Here is an 18,476-nt window from a genome sequence, read left to right as displayed (position 1 = left end):
CAATCCCTTGGCAATGTTCCTGTTCTACTACTGTAGTAGTAGTCTGGAGGGCTTGTGGAAAGATTCAGTCGGGGGATGTGGAAGTTAATGTTTTAAGACGTTTTTGATAAATCTTAGTGGGATCAATGGGTGTGACAATTTCCTCTAGCGGCATTTTGCGAAAGGCACGGGTTTGGCTATTGACTTGATAAACTATTTTGTTAGTTAGCTCAAGCCCTGTTAACCAGCCGCTCTTAGGGTGATAGGCTCCTGTATCAATGTCTAACCATCCCACTCCTGAGACTAAATGGCCGGGTTGCACTTGAGGAAAGGTGAAGGTAATGGTATGACCTACAATAATTAGCTTATCGGGAAAATAGGGTTTAGTGGTGCTGTGAAATTGATCTCTAATCCAACAAAACTGCTCCTCTGTTTGGTCTTCCAACGACAGTTTGGGATCAACTCCTGCATGAACTAACCAAACATCCCCTAAGTCAAGATAGTGAGGCAACTTTTTCAGCCAATCGAGATGTTCTTGGGGTATGTTATGTTTATAACTCAATAAAGTAGAATAACCGCCACTGTGGAGCCAACTTTGAAACATTTCGCTAGAAATACGTCGTCTCACTAAAACATCAAGCAACATCTGCTCATGGTTCCCTAGCAAACAGCGATATTTATTCTCACGGACGAAATCCACCACTTTAGCACTTTCGGGCCCGCGATCAACGAGGTCTCCCAAAAAATAAATCGGGTCATCGCTTGCAGGGGCGATCGCATCTAATAAGGCGATCAGAGTATCGTAGTGTCCATGAACGTCACCTATAACAATTCGACGATGGGTCATTATGAGATCCCTTATCAAATAACAATTATCAAAGACAGCTTTGTTTTTGAGCCAGCACTTATATTCTTAGTTTTCCCCATTTGCCGAAAAAATTTATTATAGAAAAGAAAATATAATTTTTTTATTGTTTATTTTCATCAAGACCAGTGCTTTCTTCAACCACAGCCAAGATTAATCTCCTCAAATCTCCTACCCAATGGGCTTGGGTAGAACAAGCCATTACCCATTTAGATATTGTTTTACTGGATCACTCCCATTGTGAGCGTAAAGCGGCGGGTGTGGCGCTTAATTTGATGTTTCGCTATCCTTCATACTCTCCCCTAGTCCGCAAGCTAACGGCGATCGCCCAAGAGGAGTTAGAACATTTTGAGCAAGTCAACCAATGGTTAGATCGCCGGGGTATTCCTCTGGGGCCTCTGGCTTCTCCTCCCTATGGTTCTTTACTTAAGGCACAAATTCGTCCCCAAGAACCCGATCGCTTGTTAGATTCCTTGCTGGTTTCGGCTCTCATTGAAGCGCGTTCTCATGAGCGTTTAGGCTTATTAGGTCAGCATTGTCCTGAACCTGAGTTGGCGGCTTTTTATCGCGGCTTGATGGCTTCTGAAGCGCGGCATTATGGGATTTATTGGCTGATTGCTGATCATTATTTTGAGCGAAATGTTATTCAATCTAGATTGGAAGAATTAGCGATAGTCGAGAGTGATATTCTTGCTAATTTATATCCTGAACCGAGAATTCATAGTTAGTCGGTTGGATTTAGGGAGGGGATTTAATCAGAGTCAAGCGACAATAATTTCAAACTTTTTAGAGTTTTTAACAGTCTGAACTTGACTTTGAGCAACGGTTTAATATATAAATTTTTTAAAAAACTTGAATAAGAAGGAGAAAAGTGGTTAAATTTATCTTTATGCCATTCATGAATTAAATGTAAATTAGCAAAGACGACTTTAGGATAAAGATGATGTTCAACATGATAGTTATTATTATTGACAATATATCTGACCCAAAAATTGGATTTAATTGAACGAGTATTACTATAGATGTTCAGGCTATTTTTATCACAATCACTATGATCAGCTAACTGTATTATAAAATGAAAAAATTCGCCAAATATCAACCAAGGAATAAACCAAACTTTTAATAATAAATTAGAGTAATAAATGAGGCTGAAACTAATAGCACTTAGGAAAATAAACATTAAAATAGAATATTCTTGAAAGGCTTTTTGGACATAGATTTTATGACGAAATAAGCTTGGGTATTGTCCTTGAATTAATTTTATATAAACCACAAAAAAATTATAGATTTTAGCAATATTTAGAGCTTGAGAAAACTCTCTAAGATATTTATTTATTTTCCATTGATAATAATCAAATATTGGTACATCTTTTTCCGTTGGCCAATATTTATGATGATACAAATGTTGAATTCGGTAGTGGGTAAAAGAAATCAACATGGGAACACCCAGTAAAAAGCCAACAAAAGAATTTAATTTTTTATTTTTAAAAAAGTTGTCGTGAAAGCATTCATGCTGTAATTGAAGACCATGCGCGAAGACAAGACCTAGGAAAAATTGCTCGGTAATGGTCAAAAATAAATTTTGAGAAAATTTTATTTCTAAAATAAAAAAAAACATTAATAAATAATAAATAAATAGCCGCGTTATTGAAGAGAAATAATTTATTTTAGTTAAAGGCTTTAGATCCATTTAGAAACCTCGTTAATCATCAAAAACATGAGCAACTAGAAAAATTTTGGTTAAGCCAATATAGGTATTAGCATTCCCAAATTGTTGGATTTTAATTTTTAAGAAAATTCATACTTAAATTATTTTAAAAAACCCTTCGGGCATTTTTAAGCATAATTATTAAATTTTTACAATCATCTTAGGACATATTTTTCACGAAATTTGCTGAACTATCAAGATCTTGGTTCATAAACATTATGCGGTCATCGGCTCTGTAAAAACGTTAAAAATGAACATTTTTGAGATAAAATAGCATTTTAAAACAGTTAAGCCGCTTTAGAGGTCAAGGCTCATTACTCTCAACCTGTCTCTCTGTAGAGACGTTGCAAAGGCTCACATCTTGCAGCAGTTCGATATCTAGGCTTTGTTGGGGAATGGAGAATGGGGAATGGGGAATGGGTCAAGGATAAAATAGCCTTTGTCCCTTCCCCTTTAACCTTTCCCCGATTTGACAAGGTTTTAAATAAATTGGTGCAAGATCTGAGAAAGGGGATCTTTACTTTCATGATTCCTTCTACAATAGTTAATCGTTTTGCATGATTAACTGATGAACAAAACTTATCAAGGCTGGGGGAGAATGCGAGTTCCGCACTATCTAATTAGAGACTGGCAAGAAAGCGACCGTACTGCGGCGGCTGATGTAATCCGAGAAGTGCTACAGGAGTATGGTTTACCTTGGCAACCCGAGGAAGCTGATCGAGATGTGATCGCAGTAGAAGCCGCCTATTTAGCGATTGGGGGCGAATTTTGGGTAGTGGAATTTGAGGGCCGCATTGTGGGAACGGCGGCTTATTATCCCATTGAAAGGGGAAATAAAGCTGTAGAAATTCGCAAAATGTATCTACAACCTCAAGTTAGAGGCCAAGGTTTAGGAAAATATTTATTACAACAATTAGAAATAATTATTGGTTATAAAGGTTATCAAGAAATTTGGATTGAGACGGCGAGTGTTTTAAAAGAAGCCGTACAATTATATGAAAATAACGGTTATCAAAGGACAACCGGCGTAGAGACAAAACGCTGCGATCGCCTTTATGTCAAAAGATTATAAATCCTAAAAAATCAAAAGCTTTCTCAAAAAAGACTGATGACCAATGAGTAATAAAAAGCGTATTATTAAAGATAAGCAATCGGATATTATGCACAATCTTCCCCTAGGGGTGTAAGTAATAGTCATGGCCAATAAGCGCGTCTTAGTCATTGACGATGATAACGGCATTCGAGAAATTATCCAGGTTAGTTTAGAGGTGGTAGCCGGTTGGGAAGTCATCACAGCCGCATCGGGTAGAGAAGGCTTAGTTAAGGCCCAAAACGAACAGCCAGACCTAATTATCTTAGATTTTATGATGCCTGACCTAGATGGACAAGCGACTTTTAGGCAACTACAAGCTAATGTCGCCACCCAACACATTCCCACTATTTTCTTAACCGCCAAAGAAGTTTATTATGAAGAAGATGACTTAATAAATTCAGGGGTCACTGGTATCATCCATAAACCCTTTGATCCTCCTGAATTAGTCAGACAAATTCAAAAGTTTCTCCATTGGCAAGATTAAGGGGGAAAGAGATGAAACTTAGCGGTTTTTTCTCAGGCTTTTTGCCTGAATAGGTTTTTCCCGATTATTTTAAATTACATTGAGGATGAATTCCTCCTTTTTGACAAATAAACACAATCTGACTTGAACTTAAATTTTTCACTTCGCTAAAGTCCACCCCTTGTACAATAGCTGCGGACTGATCGTTCACCGGTGCTTTTAAAAAATTATCAGAGCGTGATGTTTCAGGGTTGAAAAAACTCACCCCAAGAAAATTTGCACCGGCTAAATTTGCCCCTCTTAAGTCAGCTTGGGACAGATTAGAATAAGCTAAGTTAGCATTTTCTAATTTAGCATTACGGAAATTTGCGCCTTTCAAAAAGCTAGAACTTAGGTCAGTTTGTTGCAGATTAGCCCCGCTAAAATTCACAGCAGATAAATCCGAATTTTGCCAGTTAGATTGAATTAAATTCGCTTCAGAAAAATCGGCTCTGGCTGCTTTAATCTGTCCTAAATTAGCTTTTTCAAGATTAGCTTTATTCAATTGAACCCCGGTTAAATTAGCTCCCGTCAAACTAGCCGCTTCTAAACTCGCTTGTTGTAAATTAGCTGAGAGTAAATCAGCACTGCTCAGATTCGCCTGTTTCAATTGGGCTTGGGATAAATTAGCGCCTTTGAGATTGGCTTGGGATAAATTAGCCCTCTCTAGCACAACACCACTTAAAAAGGCATCTGTTAAATCAGCTTGCACTAAATTTGTCCCCCTTAAATTGGCCCTTAAATCATCAGAGGTATCATCATATTTATCTTTACCCGCACTCGAAAAAATACTGCCCCCTAAGCGAGCGCCATTTAATAGCGCATTCTCTAAATTAATGCCGGCTAGGTTCAATTGCTCCCCAACTAAGGTAAATGGAGCCATTTCGTTAATTTCCTGGTTGAGATCAATGCGAGTAAGATTTACCTGACTCAGTTGACCATTGTGCAGGAGAAAAATTTTAGCGATGGCCTGTTTAGTTGCCCTTAAACGCCAAGCGGTTAATTGATATTCTTGAGAATTTTGGTCATTGAGAGATTGTAACTGTTGAGATAGAGATTGATTTAGCTGTCTGAGGGCTGGTAAGGCTCTTGTGCCCACACTCGCAAAAGCCTGTTGCAGCGTATCAATAACCGATAAATTCGTTTCCTGGCCTAATAAATCCACTAATAAGGCAATCGCCCGGGGGTCTTCATTGCGTGCTAACGCTAAAATAACTGATTTACGTTGCTCAAGAGGGTCCGGTGAGGTGGCGGCTAATTGAGTCACCAAAAACTGAAACTCTTGATTTTGCTGTTGCTGAGACTCTCGCTGATCGGTTTTACTCTGAATATAAACTTGAGTCCCGACAAAAGTCGCCAAAATTACCGTCATGCCGGCCAAGGCAATCACCAGTAGGGTTGTGCCTGGGTGTCGCCGCATCCATAACCAGAGATTTGCTTGGGGTTCTTCTAGAGAGGGGCTTAATACAATTGCTCTAACCGGCTCAGCATGATGAGAGTTGCCGTTGTCTCTTGTATAGGCAGCATAATCTGAAGGTACCTCTACCGTTACCGATGGCCTGTTGGGCGATTGGGGGTTACGGTTGGCGCGAGAACCATTTCTCAAACTGTGTCGGGTGTCTATGACTACCGTGTCAGCAATTTGGTCATGGAGAGAACGACGACGAGGGGAGAGTAACAGCAGTCCTCCTTCTAAAAGAATCATCACGCCGCTTAACCCCAGTAGCAGTCCCCCATTGGGAAAAAGGGCGCTATAACGCCAGAGTAAATAAGCGATGCTTAGAGGCAAACCCCACTTACCCACACCTTCTCTTAAAAGGATTTGTAATCCTGACGGTGTGCGCCCGGAAGTGCTGATTACTCGGATTTTTAACCATCTTTTCGGTAAAGTGCGTCCGGTTCGGGTGAGTATATACAGTTGCCATCCGGTTACAGCAAGCGGCATCGCCAAAGCTAATCCCAAAAATACATTGGTTAGCGGAGGCACTTGGCGCGGATTTTCACCTTGAGGAAGGGCAAGAGTTTGAGCGACTTCTTCCTCCACTTTGGCTAAAACGGGATGGAGGGGAACTCGTTGAGAAGAGGAGTGGGATTCGATATAAACAGCGATGCTATAGGGAACTAATCCACTGATAGCGACAAGGTAAACTTCCATTACCCAAGCGGCACAGCGTCGTCCTAGAAACGACATTCCCGCTACGGAAATAGATTTACCAGATGAGTGCCTTTTGCCTCTTTTAATTGTGGGGCTTGCCATAATTTTAGAAGTCAGCGAGTCAGGAGTCAGAGTGAAAAATTTAAGGAAAGCGTCAACAGTTAACTGCTAACTGTCTAACGGTGTTAGTCTCCTTGATGAGGACGGGGAGTCATAAAGAACTTATAGAGTCCATACAAGACGACAGCCAAAATAGTGATACTGAGTAGGGAGGCAACCAGTTTTAGCACACTGTTAACAACCGAGAAGACCAACACAACCCCCACAATGCCCACTACGACTTGTGCCGGTGTAGACAACTTGTTAAACCACTGCTTGAGTTGGGTGAAAGTTTTCTCGAACTGTTTCGGCAAGTTGGTTGGCTGTTCCGGTTCTGAGTTAATTTCCGCTTCCAACTCCTGGAATCTTCTCTCCCAATCTTGATTGTTTTGGTTATTCATAGGTATTTCCGTAAAGGGTCTAAATCAATCTTAAACAGCCCCGAGGACGAATTTAAAATTAACTTGAGAATTTTTTTGAGAGGGGAGAATTGGGTTAAACAGCAGTAGGGGGGGAGCATAGATTTTCTTTAGAACCTCTGACGTGAGGGTTGTTTCTGTTTGTTCCCAATTGTCCCTCAACGAGCTAGGATCTTAAATTAATAGCCCTCATAGATGCTCGATCATGCCAAGAACTCAACGGAACGACAACTTTATTGACAAAACCTTCACGGTGATGGCGGACATTATCCTCAAAATCGTGCCTTTCAATAAGAAAACTAAAGAGGCTTTTGTTTATTACCGAGATGGAATGTCTGCTCAAGCTGAGGGAGAATACGCCGAAGCTCTCGATAACTACTATGAAGCTCTGAAATTAGAAGAAGATGGCAACGACCGCAGTTACATCCTCTACAATATCGGGATTATTCATGCTAGTAACGGGGAACATGAGAAAGCTTTAGATTATTACCATCAAGCCATTGAGCTTAATCCTAACCTGCCTTCAGCCCTCAATAATATTGCTGTGATTTATCACTATCAGGGAGAAAGAGCCAAAGAACAAGGGAAAGAAGAGGAAGCCGAGGCTTTCTTTGATAAGGCGGGGGAATACTGGAAACAAGCTATCCGTCTAGCTCCCAATAATTACATTGAGGCCCAAAACTGGCTCAAAGTGACTGGACGTTCTGAAATGGATGTCTTTTTCTAATGATTATTTGTGTCGGTTTATGGTGGCTTTTCATGAACTCCCTCATCTGATCAACTAACTATTGACAAAAACATAATGATAGATAAGGAACAAGTTAGAAAAATTGCTCATTTGGCGCGCTTGGAAATTACGGCCCAAGAGGAAGAACAATTTACCAGTCAATTGAGTAGTATATTAGAATATTTTGAACAGCTAAGTGAGTTAGATACTACTGATGTTCCTCCGACCACTCGGGCCATTGAAATTACCAATATTACTCGTCCGGATTTGATGAAGTCTTATGCGAGTCGTGAAGAACTCCTCAAAGAAGCACCCGAACAAGAAGGAGACTTTTTTAAAGTCCCTCAAATTCTCAGTAGTGACGAAGAATAAATCGTAAAATTGGAGACATGAGAGGATTGAAACAAATAATCCTCTTTTTACTCCTTAATTCTCTTATTTTGTCAAAATTTTTCTAAATATTTCCTCGAGTTCGTCTAACAATTCTGGTTGGCTCTCTCTAGATAGTACGCTTATTCTATAAGCCTTGAGAAGTTCAATAATAGTTATGGCTTCTTGTGAGTCTATGCTGTCTAAATTAATGACTAGAGATGTGTTTATGTCATTCGGTTCAAATTTCTCTAGTCCGTTGCCATATTCTCGTCTATTATCTTGAAAGATTTTTTTAGAAACATCGGTCAGTAAATAGGCAAATAATAAATCTTCTCGATTAGCTGATAGGAAATTTAAATAAATACCATGAAAAGTAGTTAAATTTCTAATTTTAGCTTCATTTTTGATAAATCGTAGCCCATTACGGTTAAATACTGAGACCCAAAGCGGCGCTGGTGAACGTTTTTCTAGAGAATACCAAGGATTTCTGTGACTGGTTAAATATTTTTTGTGTATCTTATTGATTTCTCCCAGTTCAATATATTTTTTTAAATGCTCATCTTCTAATTCGGTAGCATTAAGCACAAAAATATTTTTATTTTTTGCTTTCAGTTCTTCAAGATGTTCAAGGGTAAAAAAAGGCGAAGTTACATCATTAGCTTTAGTGATACAGGGTAATAAATATTGTTCGGAGATGTGATATTGTTTTTGTTTTGCGGCATTAAAAGTAAAATATTCATTAGCGCCTGTCGCAATTCCTCTGATTACTTTTCCATACTGGGAAAATGGCACAAGATTTTTAAAGTTTAAAGACTGTTGAGTTTGATAGTACAAACGCCATTTTTTTTTCGGTTCAATTTGGGAATAGCTGAATTTTTTACCGATTAAACTCTGAGGATAGTTAGCAAGTAAGGTGGGTAATTTTTCTAATTCAGCAATAGATTTAACGGGGATAAATTCTAGGGATTGAGCATTTCCATCATTGGCAAAAAGTAAAATACTAGAAGTGGTAACGACATCATTAAATATAGTTTCTTGAAAATCCAAAATCAGGATATATCTAAGTTTGCCATCTTTTAAAAGATACTCTTTTATGCCTTTTCCATAATCCGAGTTTAAAAATTCCGAAGGGACAATATAGGCGATTCTGCCATTCGGCTTGATTTGTGCCAGAGATTTTAATAAAAATAAAGTATATAAATTGGTCAAGCCGCTTAAAGTAATCCCTAATTTATTCTCAATTTCTTTTAAACTATTTTTGTTATCATAACTATGAAATTTCAAGTAAGGAGGATTGCCAATAATTCCATCATATTTTTTATCCCAATCAGTAAAGAGATAGTCTTGGTTATACAAACTAATATTGTCTTTTTCGATTAACTGTTTAGCTTCTGTAAAAATCCAACGATCAAGCTCAAAACCGCTAATTTTTATAGGGGTATTAGTCTGGTCTAAAATCGCTCTAGCAAAGACTCCCAAGCCAAAAGCCGGGTCTAGAATAGTTTGACAGTCGGGATTTCCTAAAATCCATTTCGCCATAAAGTAGGCGATGGGATAAGGGGTGAAAAATTGAGCATATTTTTTTCGATGTTCTAAAGAAACCGATTTACAGTATTCATTTTCAGAAAAATTTTTATCAGGAAAATTTTGCATATTTTTAATGATGATCAAAAAGTAACATAGCACCTAAGTACCTGGACAAAAATAAAGTTAACTGGGGTCGGGAACTCGTTCCCGACTGTGAGGTTAGGGTGACCTCCTAGCACAAGCGACTGTGCGTAGCGCGGAGCATCGTAGGGTGTCGGGTGTCGGGTAATTGTAGCCATTTTACAATTCTTTATATAGAGTGCTTTATTTATGTCCGACTACTTACATCTATATTTAAGAGTTATTCTTGAAACAACCTTAACATCTGATTCCCGCCTTTTTGAAACTCATAATTAGCCATTTCAATGCGGCTTTTAATTCCCATTTTAGCCAAGGCTTCTCTAACAGGTTCAATATGAGATGAAACTTGGCGACCGAGGGTAAGTAGAGGAAAAATCCGCACTTCTTGAGCCACTCTACAGAGTTCTTTTAAAGATTCTATATGAAACTCTACAGACAATAAATCCGAATATAAAAACAACAAATGAGAACATAAAGCTAACTTAAATTGACCCGACTCAAAAGGTAAATGGGGTAAAGCCGCCGCTTGATAACGTCCCTCTTTTCTTCCCTGTTCATAATCTTTGAGAAAAATTTCCAAAGCTTTAACCCTATTTTGGCGTAAATCTTCAGCATCTCGGTGATAACTCCAACTCCAATTGTCAGGAGTAGCGGCAACTTGAGCAATAATATTATCGACTACTTCGTCAAATCTTTGTTGAATTTCGCTTTTAGAGAACTGATAAATCGGATCAATAGAAATGACACTATAACCCTCTTGAGTCATTTGAGCATTAAAACTAGCAGGACCGTCTCCACATCCTAGAATTACCTGTTGGTAATCTTCCTGAGACAGATTGAACATTAACTCATACTCTTGTCTAGAACGTCCAAAAGGTACAATTTCTCCCAGTTTAAGGCTCATATCAATCAAAAACTTACCTAATTTTTATATAGTGTACAATACAGCCAAATTTGATCCAGTATTAATTTAATTGTTTTTTTAATTCTTCGATCGCTTCAGCCGCTTGTTTTAGGGATGCTCCCGAACATTTACGATAGAGTTTAAGAGCCTGTATGGTTCGCCGTTGACGCAGTACCTCTAAAATTTGCTCTCTTTCTGACTCTGTAATCTCTCTGGGTGGTTTTGGCTCCTTTTGCGATAAACTCATTGCCATTCCCAACCACATCCCGACTAAAAAAGCGATGGCTACTGCTACTATTACTAAAATCAGACTAATCATTATTTCAGTGATTTATCTAGGTTACCCTCAAAGATATTATGTGCCGCATTCAACCTTTATCATAATTGGAGAGTCCCGAAAAATTTTAATGGTCACTGAAAAACTCTTAACCGGCTTAGATGCTCCCCTCCTTTATGCTATGTATCTCGATCAACCCATGCGAGATCATACTTTGTCTCTTTAGAGCGGGGAGAAGTCAAGGCTAAACGTATCGTTGCTCACTTTGGTCTAGAAACCCTAGAAATCATCGAAAACAAAATTAACAAAATTTTTCAAATCTGCAATATTTACTGTTGCTAAAATCCGGTCTTCATTAAGTTTAAGGGATGCTCTCACGACGGCGGCGGGAATTTTTCGGATTTGTTTAGTTACTGTAGACTAAAATTTAGTTATAAAATTTTAAGAAATTTTGAGTAACGATGAATGACAAATCAGCTTTCAGTTGGGAACAAGCTAAACAAGTTGCAGAGAAAGTCCTCTTTGAGAATTTTCAAGAATATCTTAAAGATGTTGAAATGCAAGTTTTACAAGGAGCTTGGCAAGGTTTTACTTATGAAAAAATGGGAGAAATTTATCATCTTTCTGTTAATTATCTCAGAGGAGATATCGGGCCTAAATTATGGCAAAAGCTTTCTATTGCTTTAGGAGAAGATGTTAATAAAAGTAATTTTAAAGGGGCAATGGAAAGAGCATGGGCCAAACAGCAGACTCGATTAAGTAACCCTAACACGACTGTCAAATTGCCAACGGTTTCATCAGTAACAGACTTATCCTTTCCGGAGGGATCAGTTTCTTTAAATTCCCCTTTTTATTTAGAGCGAGACTTTGTAGAAGAACTTTGTTATCAAACTGTTATTAAACCGGGTTCTCTGATTCGGATTAAAGCGCCAAAGCTGATGGGTAAAACTTCCTTACTAACTCGAATTATAGCATATTCCCAATCCCATAATTATCAAACTGTGTATTTAAATTTGAGCAGTGTAGAGCGCAGTATTTTAACCAATTTAGATAAGTTTCTACGCTGGCTTTGTTTAATGGTTAGCCGTCAGTTAAAAATCGAAAATCAGTTAAATAATTATTGGGATACAGATATTTTAGGAAGCAATGATAATTGTACGGTCTATTTTGAAGAGTATTTGTTGACAACGATCAACTGTCCTTTGGTATTGGGATTAGATGAAGTTGAGCGAATTTTTACTTATATTGATGTAGTTGAAGACTTTTTCGGGATGCTAAGAAGTTGGCATGAAAAGGGAAAAATTTCTCCCATCTGGAAACAACTGCGCTTAGTGATGGCACATTCTACGGAATGTTATATTCCTTTAGATATGAATCAATCTCCGTTTAATGCTGGAGTCCCTATAGAATTAAAGGAATTTGAGCAAAAGCAGGTAAAAAAATTAGCTGATCTTTATGCCCTCAATTGGCATGAGTCTCAGGTAGAAAAATTGATGAAAATGGTGGGAGGACATCCTTATTTAGGACAGTTGGCTATGTATCAAGTGAAAGCCAATAATATAAACCTAGAACAGTTATTACAACAAGCTTCTACAGAATCAGGGATTTATAATAATCATTTACGCCGACAGTTAGAAATTCTCAAAAAAAACTCAGAATTAGCTGAGGCTTTCAAAAGGGTGGTTAACTCATCAGAACCAGTTGAGTTAGAGTCGATACAAATTTATAAATTACATAGTATAGGATTAGTGCAACGACTCGATAATATGGTAATACCTCGGTGTAATTTATATCGAGAGTATTTCCGCCGCGTTTTATAAATGTAACATTAAGAGAGTAAAAGGTAAGGCAAAAAAATCAGGAATTGTTCCCGAAATTGCCGATTCAGTCCCGACAAAAATCAGAAAAAGTCAGGTCATGAATGTAAAAAGTCTGGAAAAGTCAGGTGAGGGTCACCATCTGTAAAACGAAAAGCTAGGATGAGATTAGAAATTATTGTTACTCCTGCCTCGTGAAGGAAAATTAAAGCCCGTATAAATGACACCAAATCAATCAAAATTTGAATACCAAGTAGGAGGCAGCCTTGATAGTCAAGCGCCTAGTTACGTAACTCGACAAGCTGACTCGATATTTTATGAAGCTTTAGTGGCGGCAGAGTTTTGTTATGTCCTTAATTCCCGACAAATGGGTAAATCTAGCTTACGGGTGCGGACAATGCAAAAACTACAGGCCCAAGGAACCATCTGTGCTTTTATTGATTTAACCGGCATGGGAAAACAAGAAATGACCCCAGAACAGTGGTATGCCGGTATCGTTCAATCATTAGTCAGTAGTTGTCAACTTAATTCTAAAATTCAATGGCGGACTTGGTGGCGAGAACGACGAGATCTATTATCTCCTGTACAGCGTTTAAGTTTATTTGTCGAAGAAGTATTATTAGTCGAAATCAGAGAAAACATAGTGGTTTTTATCGATGAAATTGATCGAGTTCTCAGTCAAAAATTCTCTTTAAATGATTTTTTTGCCCTCATTCGCTTCTTTTTAGGACAACGAAATATTAATGCTGAATATAAACGCTTAACTTTTGCCCTGCTGGGGGTAGCCACTCCTAACGATTTAATTCAAGATAAGACACAAACCCCCTTTAATATTGGCAAAGCGATCAAATTACAGGGCTTTCAACTTCACGAAGTACAACCTTTAATTAAGGGGTTGCAAGGAAAAGTCGATAATCCTAAAGCTGTGATGAAGCAAATATTAGATTGGACGGGCGGGCAACCCTTTCTTACCCAAAAACTCTGTAATCTTGTGGTCGATGAGTCAACTATTAATAATTTTTTCTCAGTGGAACAAGTGGTCAGGTCACGTATTATTGAAAATTGGGAATCTCAAGATGAGCCGGAGCATTTAAGAACGATTCGAGACAGAATTTGTTACAGAAATCAAGCAAAATTAAGCCGACTATTAGGACTTTATCAAAATATTCGGGATCAGGGAGAGATTGCCGCCGAGTTAAGTCCTGAACATCTAGAATTACGATTGTCTGGGTTAGTAGTAGAACAACAGGGAAAACTAAAAGTTTATAATCGTATTTATGAATCTGTGTTTAATGAAAAATGGCTACAAGAAAAATTATGTCAGTTACGTCCCTATGGAACAGCGATCACCGCCTGGTCAGCGTCAAATTGTCAGGATGAATCCTATTTATTACAAGGACAAAGCTTACTGGATGCTTTAGCTTGGGCATTGGGTAAAAGCCTCAGTGATTTAGATTATCAATATTTAGTTGCTAGTCAAGATTTAGCCAAACGGCAAGCGCAATCAGCACTTCATAACATTGAAAAAGCCAGCCAGTTTTTGGCCACAGCAAGGCAAAAAGCCAGAGAGACAGTTAAAAAACAGCGCATAGCAGGGTATTGGCTCGCTCTAGTTGCCATCGGTGTGACTATTCCTATACTACTGCTACGTAATAGCGGCTTGCTGCAAGAATTAGAATGGGGAATGCTAGATCAATTTTTTCGTTGGCGACTTACAGAACCCATAGAAAAACGAGTCGTCGTTGTGACTATCGATGAGTCAGACCTTAAAAAAATCGGAACATGGCCTATACCTGATCTTAGTTTGGCTCAAGCAATTACTAATATTAAAGCCCAAAATCCTCAAGCCATTGGTTTAGATCTTTATCGAGATTTACCCGTAGAACCCGGTCATAACAATTTAATTAAATTATTTCAATCAACGCCTAATTTATTTGGCATTGAAAAAGTCGTAGAAAATCCAATTGCTCCTCCTGCGATTTTAAGTGAGCGTGGACAAGTGGGTTTTTCTGATGTCGTTATAGATACAGACCGTAAAATACGCCGCGCCTTGTTGTCTGTGAGGCTCTCTGATAATAAAGTTCGCTATAGTTTAGCCCTAAAACTCGCCTTAAACTATCTAGAGGCTCAAGGAATCACTGAGAAAACCCTTGATAATGATCCCTATACTATCCTTTTAGGCAAAGCAACCTTTAAACGCTTTGAAGCCAATGATGGGGGTTATGTTTGCGCTCAGTCAGGAGGCTATCAAATATTACTCAATTTTCGAGGTTCTCAGGCGGATTTTTTAAATTTTTCGCTGACACAAGTGCTTAATAACCAAATTCCGCTTAATAGTTTCCGCTCTCGCCTCGTCCTGCTCGGAACAACAGCCCAAAGCATTAATGATTTCTTTTATACCCCTTACAGCAGTAATTGGTTTAATTCTCCTACTCCTATGCCAGGGGTGTTTATTCATGCTAATATTATCAGCCAAATCATTAGTGCTTCAAAAGATGGGCGGCCTCTGCTGCGGGTTTGGAAAGAGCCTTTAGAATGGTTATGGATTTTTGCCCTAGCTGTATTGGGAGCCGGGATAAGCTGGTGGAATAAATCTTCTGTGGTGATGGCTATAGGTTTGTTGCTGATCAGTATAGGGCTATTTGGGTTAGCCTATATCTTGTTTTTGCAAGGTTGGTGGGTTCCTGTGGTTCCCTCGAGCATGACATTCCTGGCGGGTGCCATCGCTTTAGTCACTATTGCCAATAAACAACTCGACAAACTTTTATTGCACTACACTTTGACAGAACTCTTAGAAGTTTGCCGAGAGTATCCAGAGGCAGGCCACATAGCAATTGCCTATCTCAAACTGTCAGAAAGTAAGAAAAATCAAGCTTTTATTGATAAAAAGCAAACTAATATTTAAAATTGCAATTTTTCATTTGAAAATGACTCCAATCCAACAGAGGTCAGAAAGTTAGCCCAGATCTGTGTCATGGAATATTGATGAGATTGAACTTGTCTAGCTTGAGCAAGAGCCACTAGAGAATCATACCAAATTCCTTGGTTACCATACCAAGCCGCTTGCATTAGGGGAGTTTTTTCGGCTAACTGCTGAGAAGTTGAGTTAGGAAGATCCACTCGGCGTACCCATGAGGCAATCATGGGATCGTTAGGTCCGGGCCTTTCTCCGCAAACTAATACAACAGCCCACTGATAATTTTTGTTGACTTGTAGAGGCGGTGTATCGTCAGAAGGCTTTATTTTGATGATTCCTGCTGATTGAGTTATGGGCAAGAAAGTTTGAGAATAGTGCTTAATACCCTCTTCTTTGATGCTTAAAACAATTTGTTTGGCAGAGGTTTTTGGCAGGTAAACCAAAAAAGTCGGACGTTCTGCTCCTGTTAAGCCGTAGTTGCTATTCGGTACAAGTGCCGCTAGAGACAGTTTACTTGATGAGGTGTCAGGAGTGGTGAATTGCGTCAGATCTTGAGGACATTGCCCATCCTGACGTGAGCCTGCGCCTGTCGTTTTATCAGGTTTTCCTTCCTTGGGAGGAGGGGTGAAAGATACTTGAGTGATAGGATTGATAGTAGGTTGATGGTCAATCCGGTTGGTGGATGACTGTTGAGTCTTGGACGGTGCTGGCCAAGAATGATTTATAGGCTGCTTATTTACGCTAGTGACACGAATCGTCGATTGAGCATTTATAGAATTAGTCCCTACTAGCGACCATCCTATGGTAATTATAAAGAGTAATTGTTGGTTCTTTAGCATAGGTGATTTTTAGGATTAGGATGGGAGGCATTATTACTAATTTTATCGTTAAATATAGCTTCCTCATCATCATGAGGTAAATCTTTGCTATGCTACAGGTTGGGCGCATACAACATTAGCTGAACCTCACAACTACATTTGATCGACAATGCGGAAAATTTTTGCCGGTCTTATATCGGTTTTTTGCCACAAGAAAAGGGGGTATGGACTGTTAAATTCCAGACAAGCTTGAGCCGGCTTGCAATTTTATCCCTTTTGCGACAGAAATAGAGGCAATCATAGTAAATTATTTTAAACCCCGCCAGAGGGTAGAGTCTGATTAGAAAATTTTAATCGTTATTTGTCCAGCTAATGTCGAATATTTGTCCTAAAAAATTAGTTTATTTGATTTTTTTGCTAAAAATAGAGGTAATGCCGGTTTTCGCTGAGACATATCCTCAAAAAGCTTTAAAAAATGAATTTTTATTTTTAAATTCAACAATCTTGTCTCAAAGTCCTAACCCTATTCCTTCTAGTCCCCCACAACACCCCAGTCCACAACCCCTACCAGAAGTTCCTCCAAAGAGTCCAACGCCAACGCCTTCTTCTTCTCCTTATCCCTCCAACATCCCTGGAACAATTACCGTGAGTCGGTTCGAGTTTGAAGGCAATACGGTATTTAGCAACGAAGAATTGGCTAAAATAACTGCCCCATTTACGAAGCGTCCCCTTACCTTTGCCCAACTGTTGCAAGTCGAGGCGGCTGTGACAAAACTTTATACTGACGCTGGATATATTAATTCAGGTGCAATTATTCCAGCTAATCAAATTTTAGCCGCACAAGGAGCCATCGTCAAAATCGAAATTATCGAAGGAGGAATTGAGGAAATTAATGTTACCGTTAAGGGGCGGCTCAATCCTGATTATATTCGCTCTCGTTTGAAAGTGGCGGCTTCTAAACCCCTCAATCAAAACCGTTTACTAGAAGCTTTGCAACTATTACAACTTGACCCTTTAATTAAAAACATATCTGCCCAATTATCTGCTGGTTCTCGTGCGGATTTGAGTATTTTAACCGTTAAAGTTACTGAAGCAGATACTTTTAATATGGAATTATATGGGGATAATAGCCGCATACCGAGTGTAGGGACTTTTAGGCGAGGAGTTCGTCTTAATCATCAGAATTTAATCGGCTTTGGCGATGGGTTGTCTGTAGAATATCTTAATAGTGATGGCAGTGATAATGTTAACCTCAGCTATATCATTCCCGTTAATCCTCGTAATGCGACTGTTATTTTGTCAGGGGGAGTAACAGACTCTAAAGTCATTGAAGAACCTTTTAACGAATTAAATATTACTAGCGATGCTCCCTATGTTGAGTTAAGTTTTCGTCAACCTGTCATTCAAAATCCTACTCAAGAATTGGCTTTTGGAATAACTGCATCGCGGCAGGAAAGTCGAAGTAAAATTTTCGGGGTAGAGTTTCCGCTTTCGCCCGGTGCTGATGAGAGAGGAAGAACAAGAATATCTACACTACGGTTGTTTCAGGAATGGACTCAGCGCAGTCGTCAAGAAGTCTTGGCTGCCCGATCGCAGTTTAATATAGGGGTTAATGCTTTTGATAGCACTATCAACGATCAACCTCCGGATAGTGAGTTCTTTGATTGGCGAATACAGGGGCAGTATGTGCGGCTTTTGGCGGCTGATATGTTATTGGTGCTTCGTTCTGACTTACAGTTGTCAGACAGTCCTCTAGTACCCTTAGAGCAATTTCCTTTAGGAGGATTGTATAGTGTCCGAGGTTATACGCAAGATTACTTATTGACAGATAAAGGGTTTTTTGCTTCGGCAGAAGTGCGGCTGCCTATTTTGAGGGTAGAAAGCATCAAAGGCCTGTTGCAAGTTGTGAGCTTTCTCGATTTTGGCGTGGGCTGGAATACGGCAGATAATCCGATTCCTACCCCAGATAATAATACTCTAGTAGGTGTGGGTTTAGGTTTGCGTTGGCAGATGGGGGATAAGTTGACGCTTCGCTTTGATTGGGGTATTCCTTTGACTGATGTGGATTATCAAAAGAGGTCTTTGCAAGAGCAGGGTCTTTATTTTTCGGTAAACTACAATCCTTTTTAAACCTCACTTTTCCTGACTTTTCCTGA

Annotated in this window: 16 protein-coding genes; 8 read left to right on the top strand and 8 right to left on the bottom strand. The window is 39.0% G+C overall.

The window, feature by feature from the left end; all coding sequences use genetic code 11:
• Positions 1–64: 64 nt before the first annotated feature.
• Entirely contained in the window at positions 65–826 is a 762-nt protein-coding gene (locus tag CYAN7822_RS23575; RefSeq protein ID WP_013324751.1) for a metallophosphoesterase family protein, read from the bottom strand.
• A 146-nt stretch (positions 827–972) separates the two neighbouring features.
• On the opposite strand from CYAN7822_RS23575, the gene CYAN7822_RS23570 reads away from it, so the two are divergent.
• On the top strand, positions 973–1,572 hold the full coding sequence (locus CYAN7822_RS23570; protein WP_013324750.1) for a MiaE family protein: 600 nt from the start codon (positions 973–975) through the stop codon (positions 1,570–1,572).
• Positions 1,573–1,595: 23 nt separating this feature from the next.
• Here CYAN7822_RS23570 and CYAN7822_RS23565 read toward each other — a convergent pair whose 3' ends face one another.
• Positions 1,596–2,534: a fatty acid desaturase family protein gene (locus tag CYAN7822_RS23565; RefSeq protein ID WP_013324749.1), complete on the bottom strand. Its 939-nt coding sequence runs from the start codon at positions 2,532–2,534 to the stop codon at positions 1,596–1,598.
• Positions 2,535–3,120: 586 nt separating this feature from the next.
• On the opposite strand from CYAN7822_RS23565, the gene CYAN7822_RS23560 reads away from it, so the two are divergent.
• Together CYAN7822_RS23560 and CYAN7822_RS23555 are read left to right on the top strand one after the other, a co-directional pair.
• Entirely contained in the window at positions 3,121–3,624 is a 504-nt protein-coding gene (locus CYAN7822_RS23560) for a GNAT family N-acetyltransferase (protein WP_013324748.1), read from the top strand.
• Positions 3,625–3,748: 124 nt separating this feature from the next.
• Positions 3,749–4,129 (top strand): response regulator, encoded by a 381-nt coding sequence (locus CYAN7822_RS23555; RefSeq protein ID WP_013324747.1) that lies wholly within the window; start codon positions 3,749–3,751, stop codon positions 4,127–4,129.
• Between the two features lie 64 nt (positions 4,130–4,193).
• On the opposite strand, the gene CYAN7822_RS23550 is transcribed toward CYAN7822_RS23555, so the two are convergent.
• Complete coding sequence (locus CYAN7822_RS23550; RefSeq protein ID WP_013324746.1) at positions 4,194–6,404, bottom strand: pentapeptide repeat-containing protein; 2,211 nt, start codon at positions 6,402–6,404, stop codon at positions 4,194–4,196.
• Positions 6,405–6,487: 83 nt separating this feature from the next.
• Positions 6,488–6,802, bottom strand: coding sequence for a hypothetical protein (locus CYAN7822_RS23545; RefSeq protein ID WP_013324745.1), 315 nt, complete (start codon positions 6,800–6,802; stop codon positions 6,488–6,490).
• 223 nt (positions 6,803–7,025) lie between these two features.
• Between CYAN7822_RS23545 and CYAN7822_RS23540 the strand changes: the two genes are divergently transcribed.
• Positions 7,026–7,547: a photosystem I assembly protein Ycf3 gene (locus CYAN7822_RS23540; protein ID WP_013324744.1), complete on the top strand. Its 522-nt coding sequence runs from the start codon at positions 7,026–7,028 to the stop codon at positions 7,545–7,547.
• A 75-nt stretch (positions 7,548–7,622) separates the two neighbouring features.
• Positions 7,623–7,919, top strand: a complete 297-nt coding sequence (gene gatC / locus CYAN7822_RS23535; RefSeq protein ID WP_013324743.1) for an Asp-tRNA(Asn)/Glu-tRNA(Gln) amidotransferase subunit GatC — start codon at positions 7,623–7,625, stop codon at positions 7,917–7,919.
• Between the two features lie 63 nt (positions 7,920–7,982).
• Here the strand turns inward: gatC and CYAN7822_RS23530 are convergent, their stop codons facing one another.
• From CYAN7822_RS23530 to CYAN7822_RS23520, 3 genes are all read right to left on the bottom strand, one after another.
• Positions 7,983–9,572, bottom strand: a complete 1,590-nt coding sequence (locus CYAN7822_RS23530) for an HsdM family class I SAM-dependent methyltransferase (protein WP_013324742.1) — start codon at positions 9,570–9,572, stop codon at positions 7,983–7,985.
• 235 nt (positions 9,573–9,807) lie between these two features.
• The gene (locus CYAN7822_RS23525) at positions 9,808–10,491 is read right to left on the bottom strand and encodes a malonyl-ACP O-methyltransferase BioC (protein WP_013324741.1); all 684 of its coding nucleotides are present in this window, start codon (positions 10,489–10,491) and stop codon (positions 9,808–9,810) included.
• A 61-nt stretch (positions 10,492–10,552) separates the two neighbouring features.
• Positions 10,553–10,810 carry a 50S ribosomal protein L13 gene (locus tag CYAN7822_RS23520; RefSeq protein ID WP_013324740.1) on the bottom strand — a complete coding sequence of 86 codons (258 nt, stop codon included), beginning with the start codon at positions 10,808–10,810 and terminating at the stop codon, positions 10,553–10,555.
• 419 nt (positions 10,811–11,229) lie between these two features.
• Between CYAN7822_RS23520 and CYAN7822_RS23510 the strand changes: the two genes are divergently transcribed.
• A complete protein-coding gene (locus CYAN7822_RS23510) occupies positions 11,230–12,588 on the top strand; it encodes an AAA-like domain-containing protein (protein ID WP_013324739.1) in 1,359 nt (452 codons plus the stop codon).
• Between the two features lie 217 nt (positions 12,589–12,805).
• A complete protein-coding gene (locus CYAN7822_RS23505) occupies positions 12,806–15,490 on the top strand; it encodes a CHASE2 domain-containing protein (RefSeq protein WP_013324738.1) in 2,685 nt (894 codons plus the stop codon).
• Here CYAN7822_RS23505 and CYAN7822_RS23500 read toward each other — a convergent pair.
• On the bottom strand, positions 15,487–16,341 hold the full coding sequence (locus tag CYAN7822_RS23500) for a DUF928 domain-containing protein (RefSeq protein WP_013324737.1): 855 nt from the start codon (positions 16,339–16,341) through the stop codon (positions 15,487–15,489). The two genes, CYAN7822_RS23505 and CYAN7822_RS23500, sit on opposite strands and share 4 nt — an antisense overlap.
• Positions 16,342–16,824: 483 nt before the next feature.
• On the opposite strand from CYAN7822_RS23500, the gene CYAN7822_RS23495 reads away from it, so the two are divergent.
• Positions 16,825–18,450: a ShlB/FhaC/HecB family hemolysin secretion/activation protein gene (locus tag CYAN7822_RS23495; RefSeq protein ID WP_245602634.1), complete on the top strand. Its 1,626-nt coding sequence runs from the start codon at positions 16,825–16,827 to the stop codon at positions 18,448–18,450.
• Positions 18,451–18,476 lie beyond the last annotated feature (26 nt).

Source organism: Gloeothece verrucosa PCC 7822 (genome assembly GCF_000147335.1).
Taxonomy (GTDB): domain Bacteria; phylum Cyanobacteriota; class Cyanobacteriia; order Cyanobacteriales; family Microcystaceae; genus Gloeothece; species Gloeothece verrucosa.
The sequence above is the reverse complement of the archived record's forward strand: the minus strand, read 5'-3'. Positions and strand labels throughout refer to the sequence as shown.

Excerpts from the sequence above, each read along its gene's own strand:
- CYAN7822_RS23565 (WP_013324749.1), bottom strand. The coding sequence starts at position 2,534 with ATGGATCTAAAGCCTTTAACTAAAATAAATTATTTCTCTTCAATAACG.
- CYAN7822_RS23575 (WP_013324751.1), bottom strand. The coding sequence starts at position 826 with ATGACCCATCGTCGAATTGTTATAGGTGACGTTCATGGACACTACGAT.
- CYAN7822_RS23500 (WP_013324737.1), bottom strand. The coding sequence starts at position 16,341 with ATGCTAAAGAACCAACAATTACTCTTTATAATTACCATAGGATGGTCG.
- gatC (WP_013324743.1), top strand. The coding sequence starts at position 7,623 with ATGATAGATAAGGAACAAGTTAGAAAAATTGCTCATTTGGCGCGCTTG.
- CYAN7822_RS23560 (WP_013324748.1), top strand. The coding sequence starts at position 3,121 with ATGAACAAAACTTATCAAGGCTGGGGGAGAATGCGAGTTCCGCACTAT.
- CYAN7822_RS23510 (WP_013324739.1), top strand. The coding sequence starts at position 11,230 with ATGAATGACAAATCAGCTTTCAGTTGGGAACAAGCTAAACAAGTTGCA.
- CYAN7822_RS23550 (WP_013324746.1), bottom strand. The coding sequence starts at position 6,404 with ATGGCAAGCCCCACAATTAAAAGAGGCAAAAGGCACTCATCTGGTAAA.
- CYAN7822_RS23530 (WP_013324742.1), bottom strand. The coding sequence starts at position 9,572 with ATGCAAAATTTTCCTGATAAAAATTTTTCTGAAAATGAATACTGTAAA.
- CYAN7822_RS23525 (WP_013324741.1), bottom strand. The coding sequence starts at position 10,491 with ATGAGCCTTAAACTGGGAGAAATTGTACCTTTTGGACGTTCTAGACAA.
- CYAN7822_RS23540 (WP_013324744.1), top strand. The coding sequence starts at position 7,026 with ATGCCAAGAACTCAACGGAACGACAACTTTATTGACAAAACCTTCACG.
- CYAN7822_RS23555 (WP_013324747.1), top strand. The coding sequence starts at position 3,749 with ATGGCCAATAAGCGCGTCTTAGTCATTGACGATGATAACGGCATTCGA.
- CYAN7822_RS23520 (WP_013324740.1), bottom strand. The coding sequence starts at position 10,810 with ATGATTAGTCTGATTTTAGTAATAGTAGCAGTAGCCATCGCTTTTTTA.
- CYAN7822_RS23505 (WP_013324738.1), top strand. The coding sequence starts at position 12,806 with ATGACACCAAATCAATCAAAATTTGAATACCAAGTAGGAGGCAGCCTT.
- CYAN7822_RS23545 (WP_013324745.1), bottom strand. The coding sequence starts at position 6,802 with ATGAATAACCAAAACAATCAAGATTGGGAGAGAAGATTCCAGGAGTTG.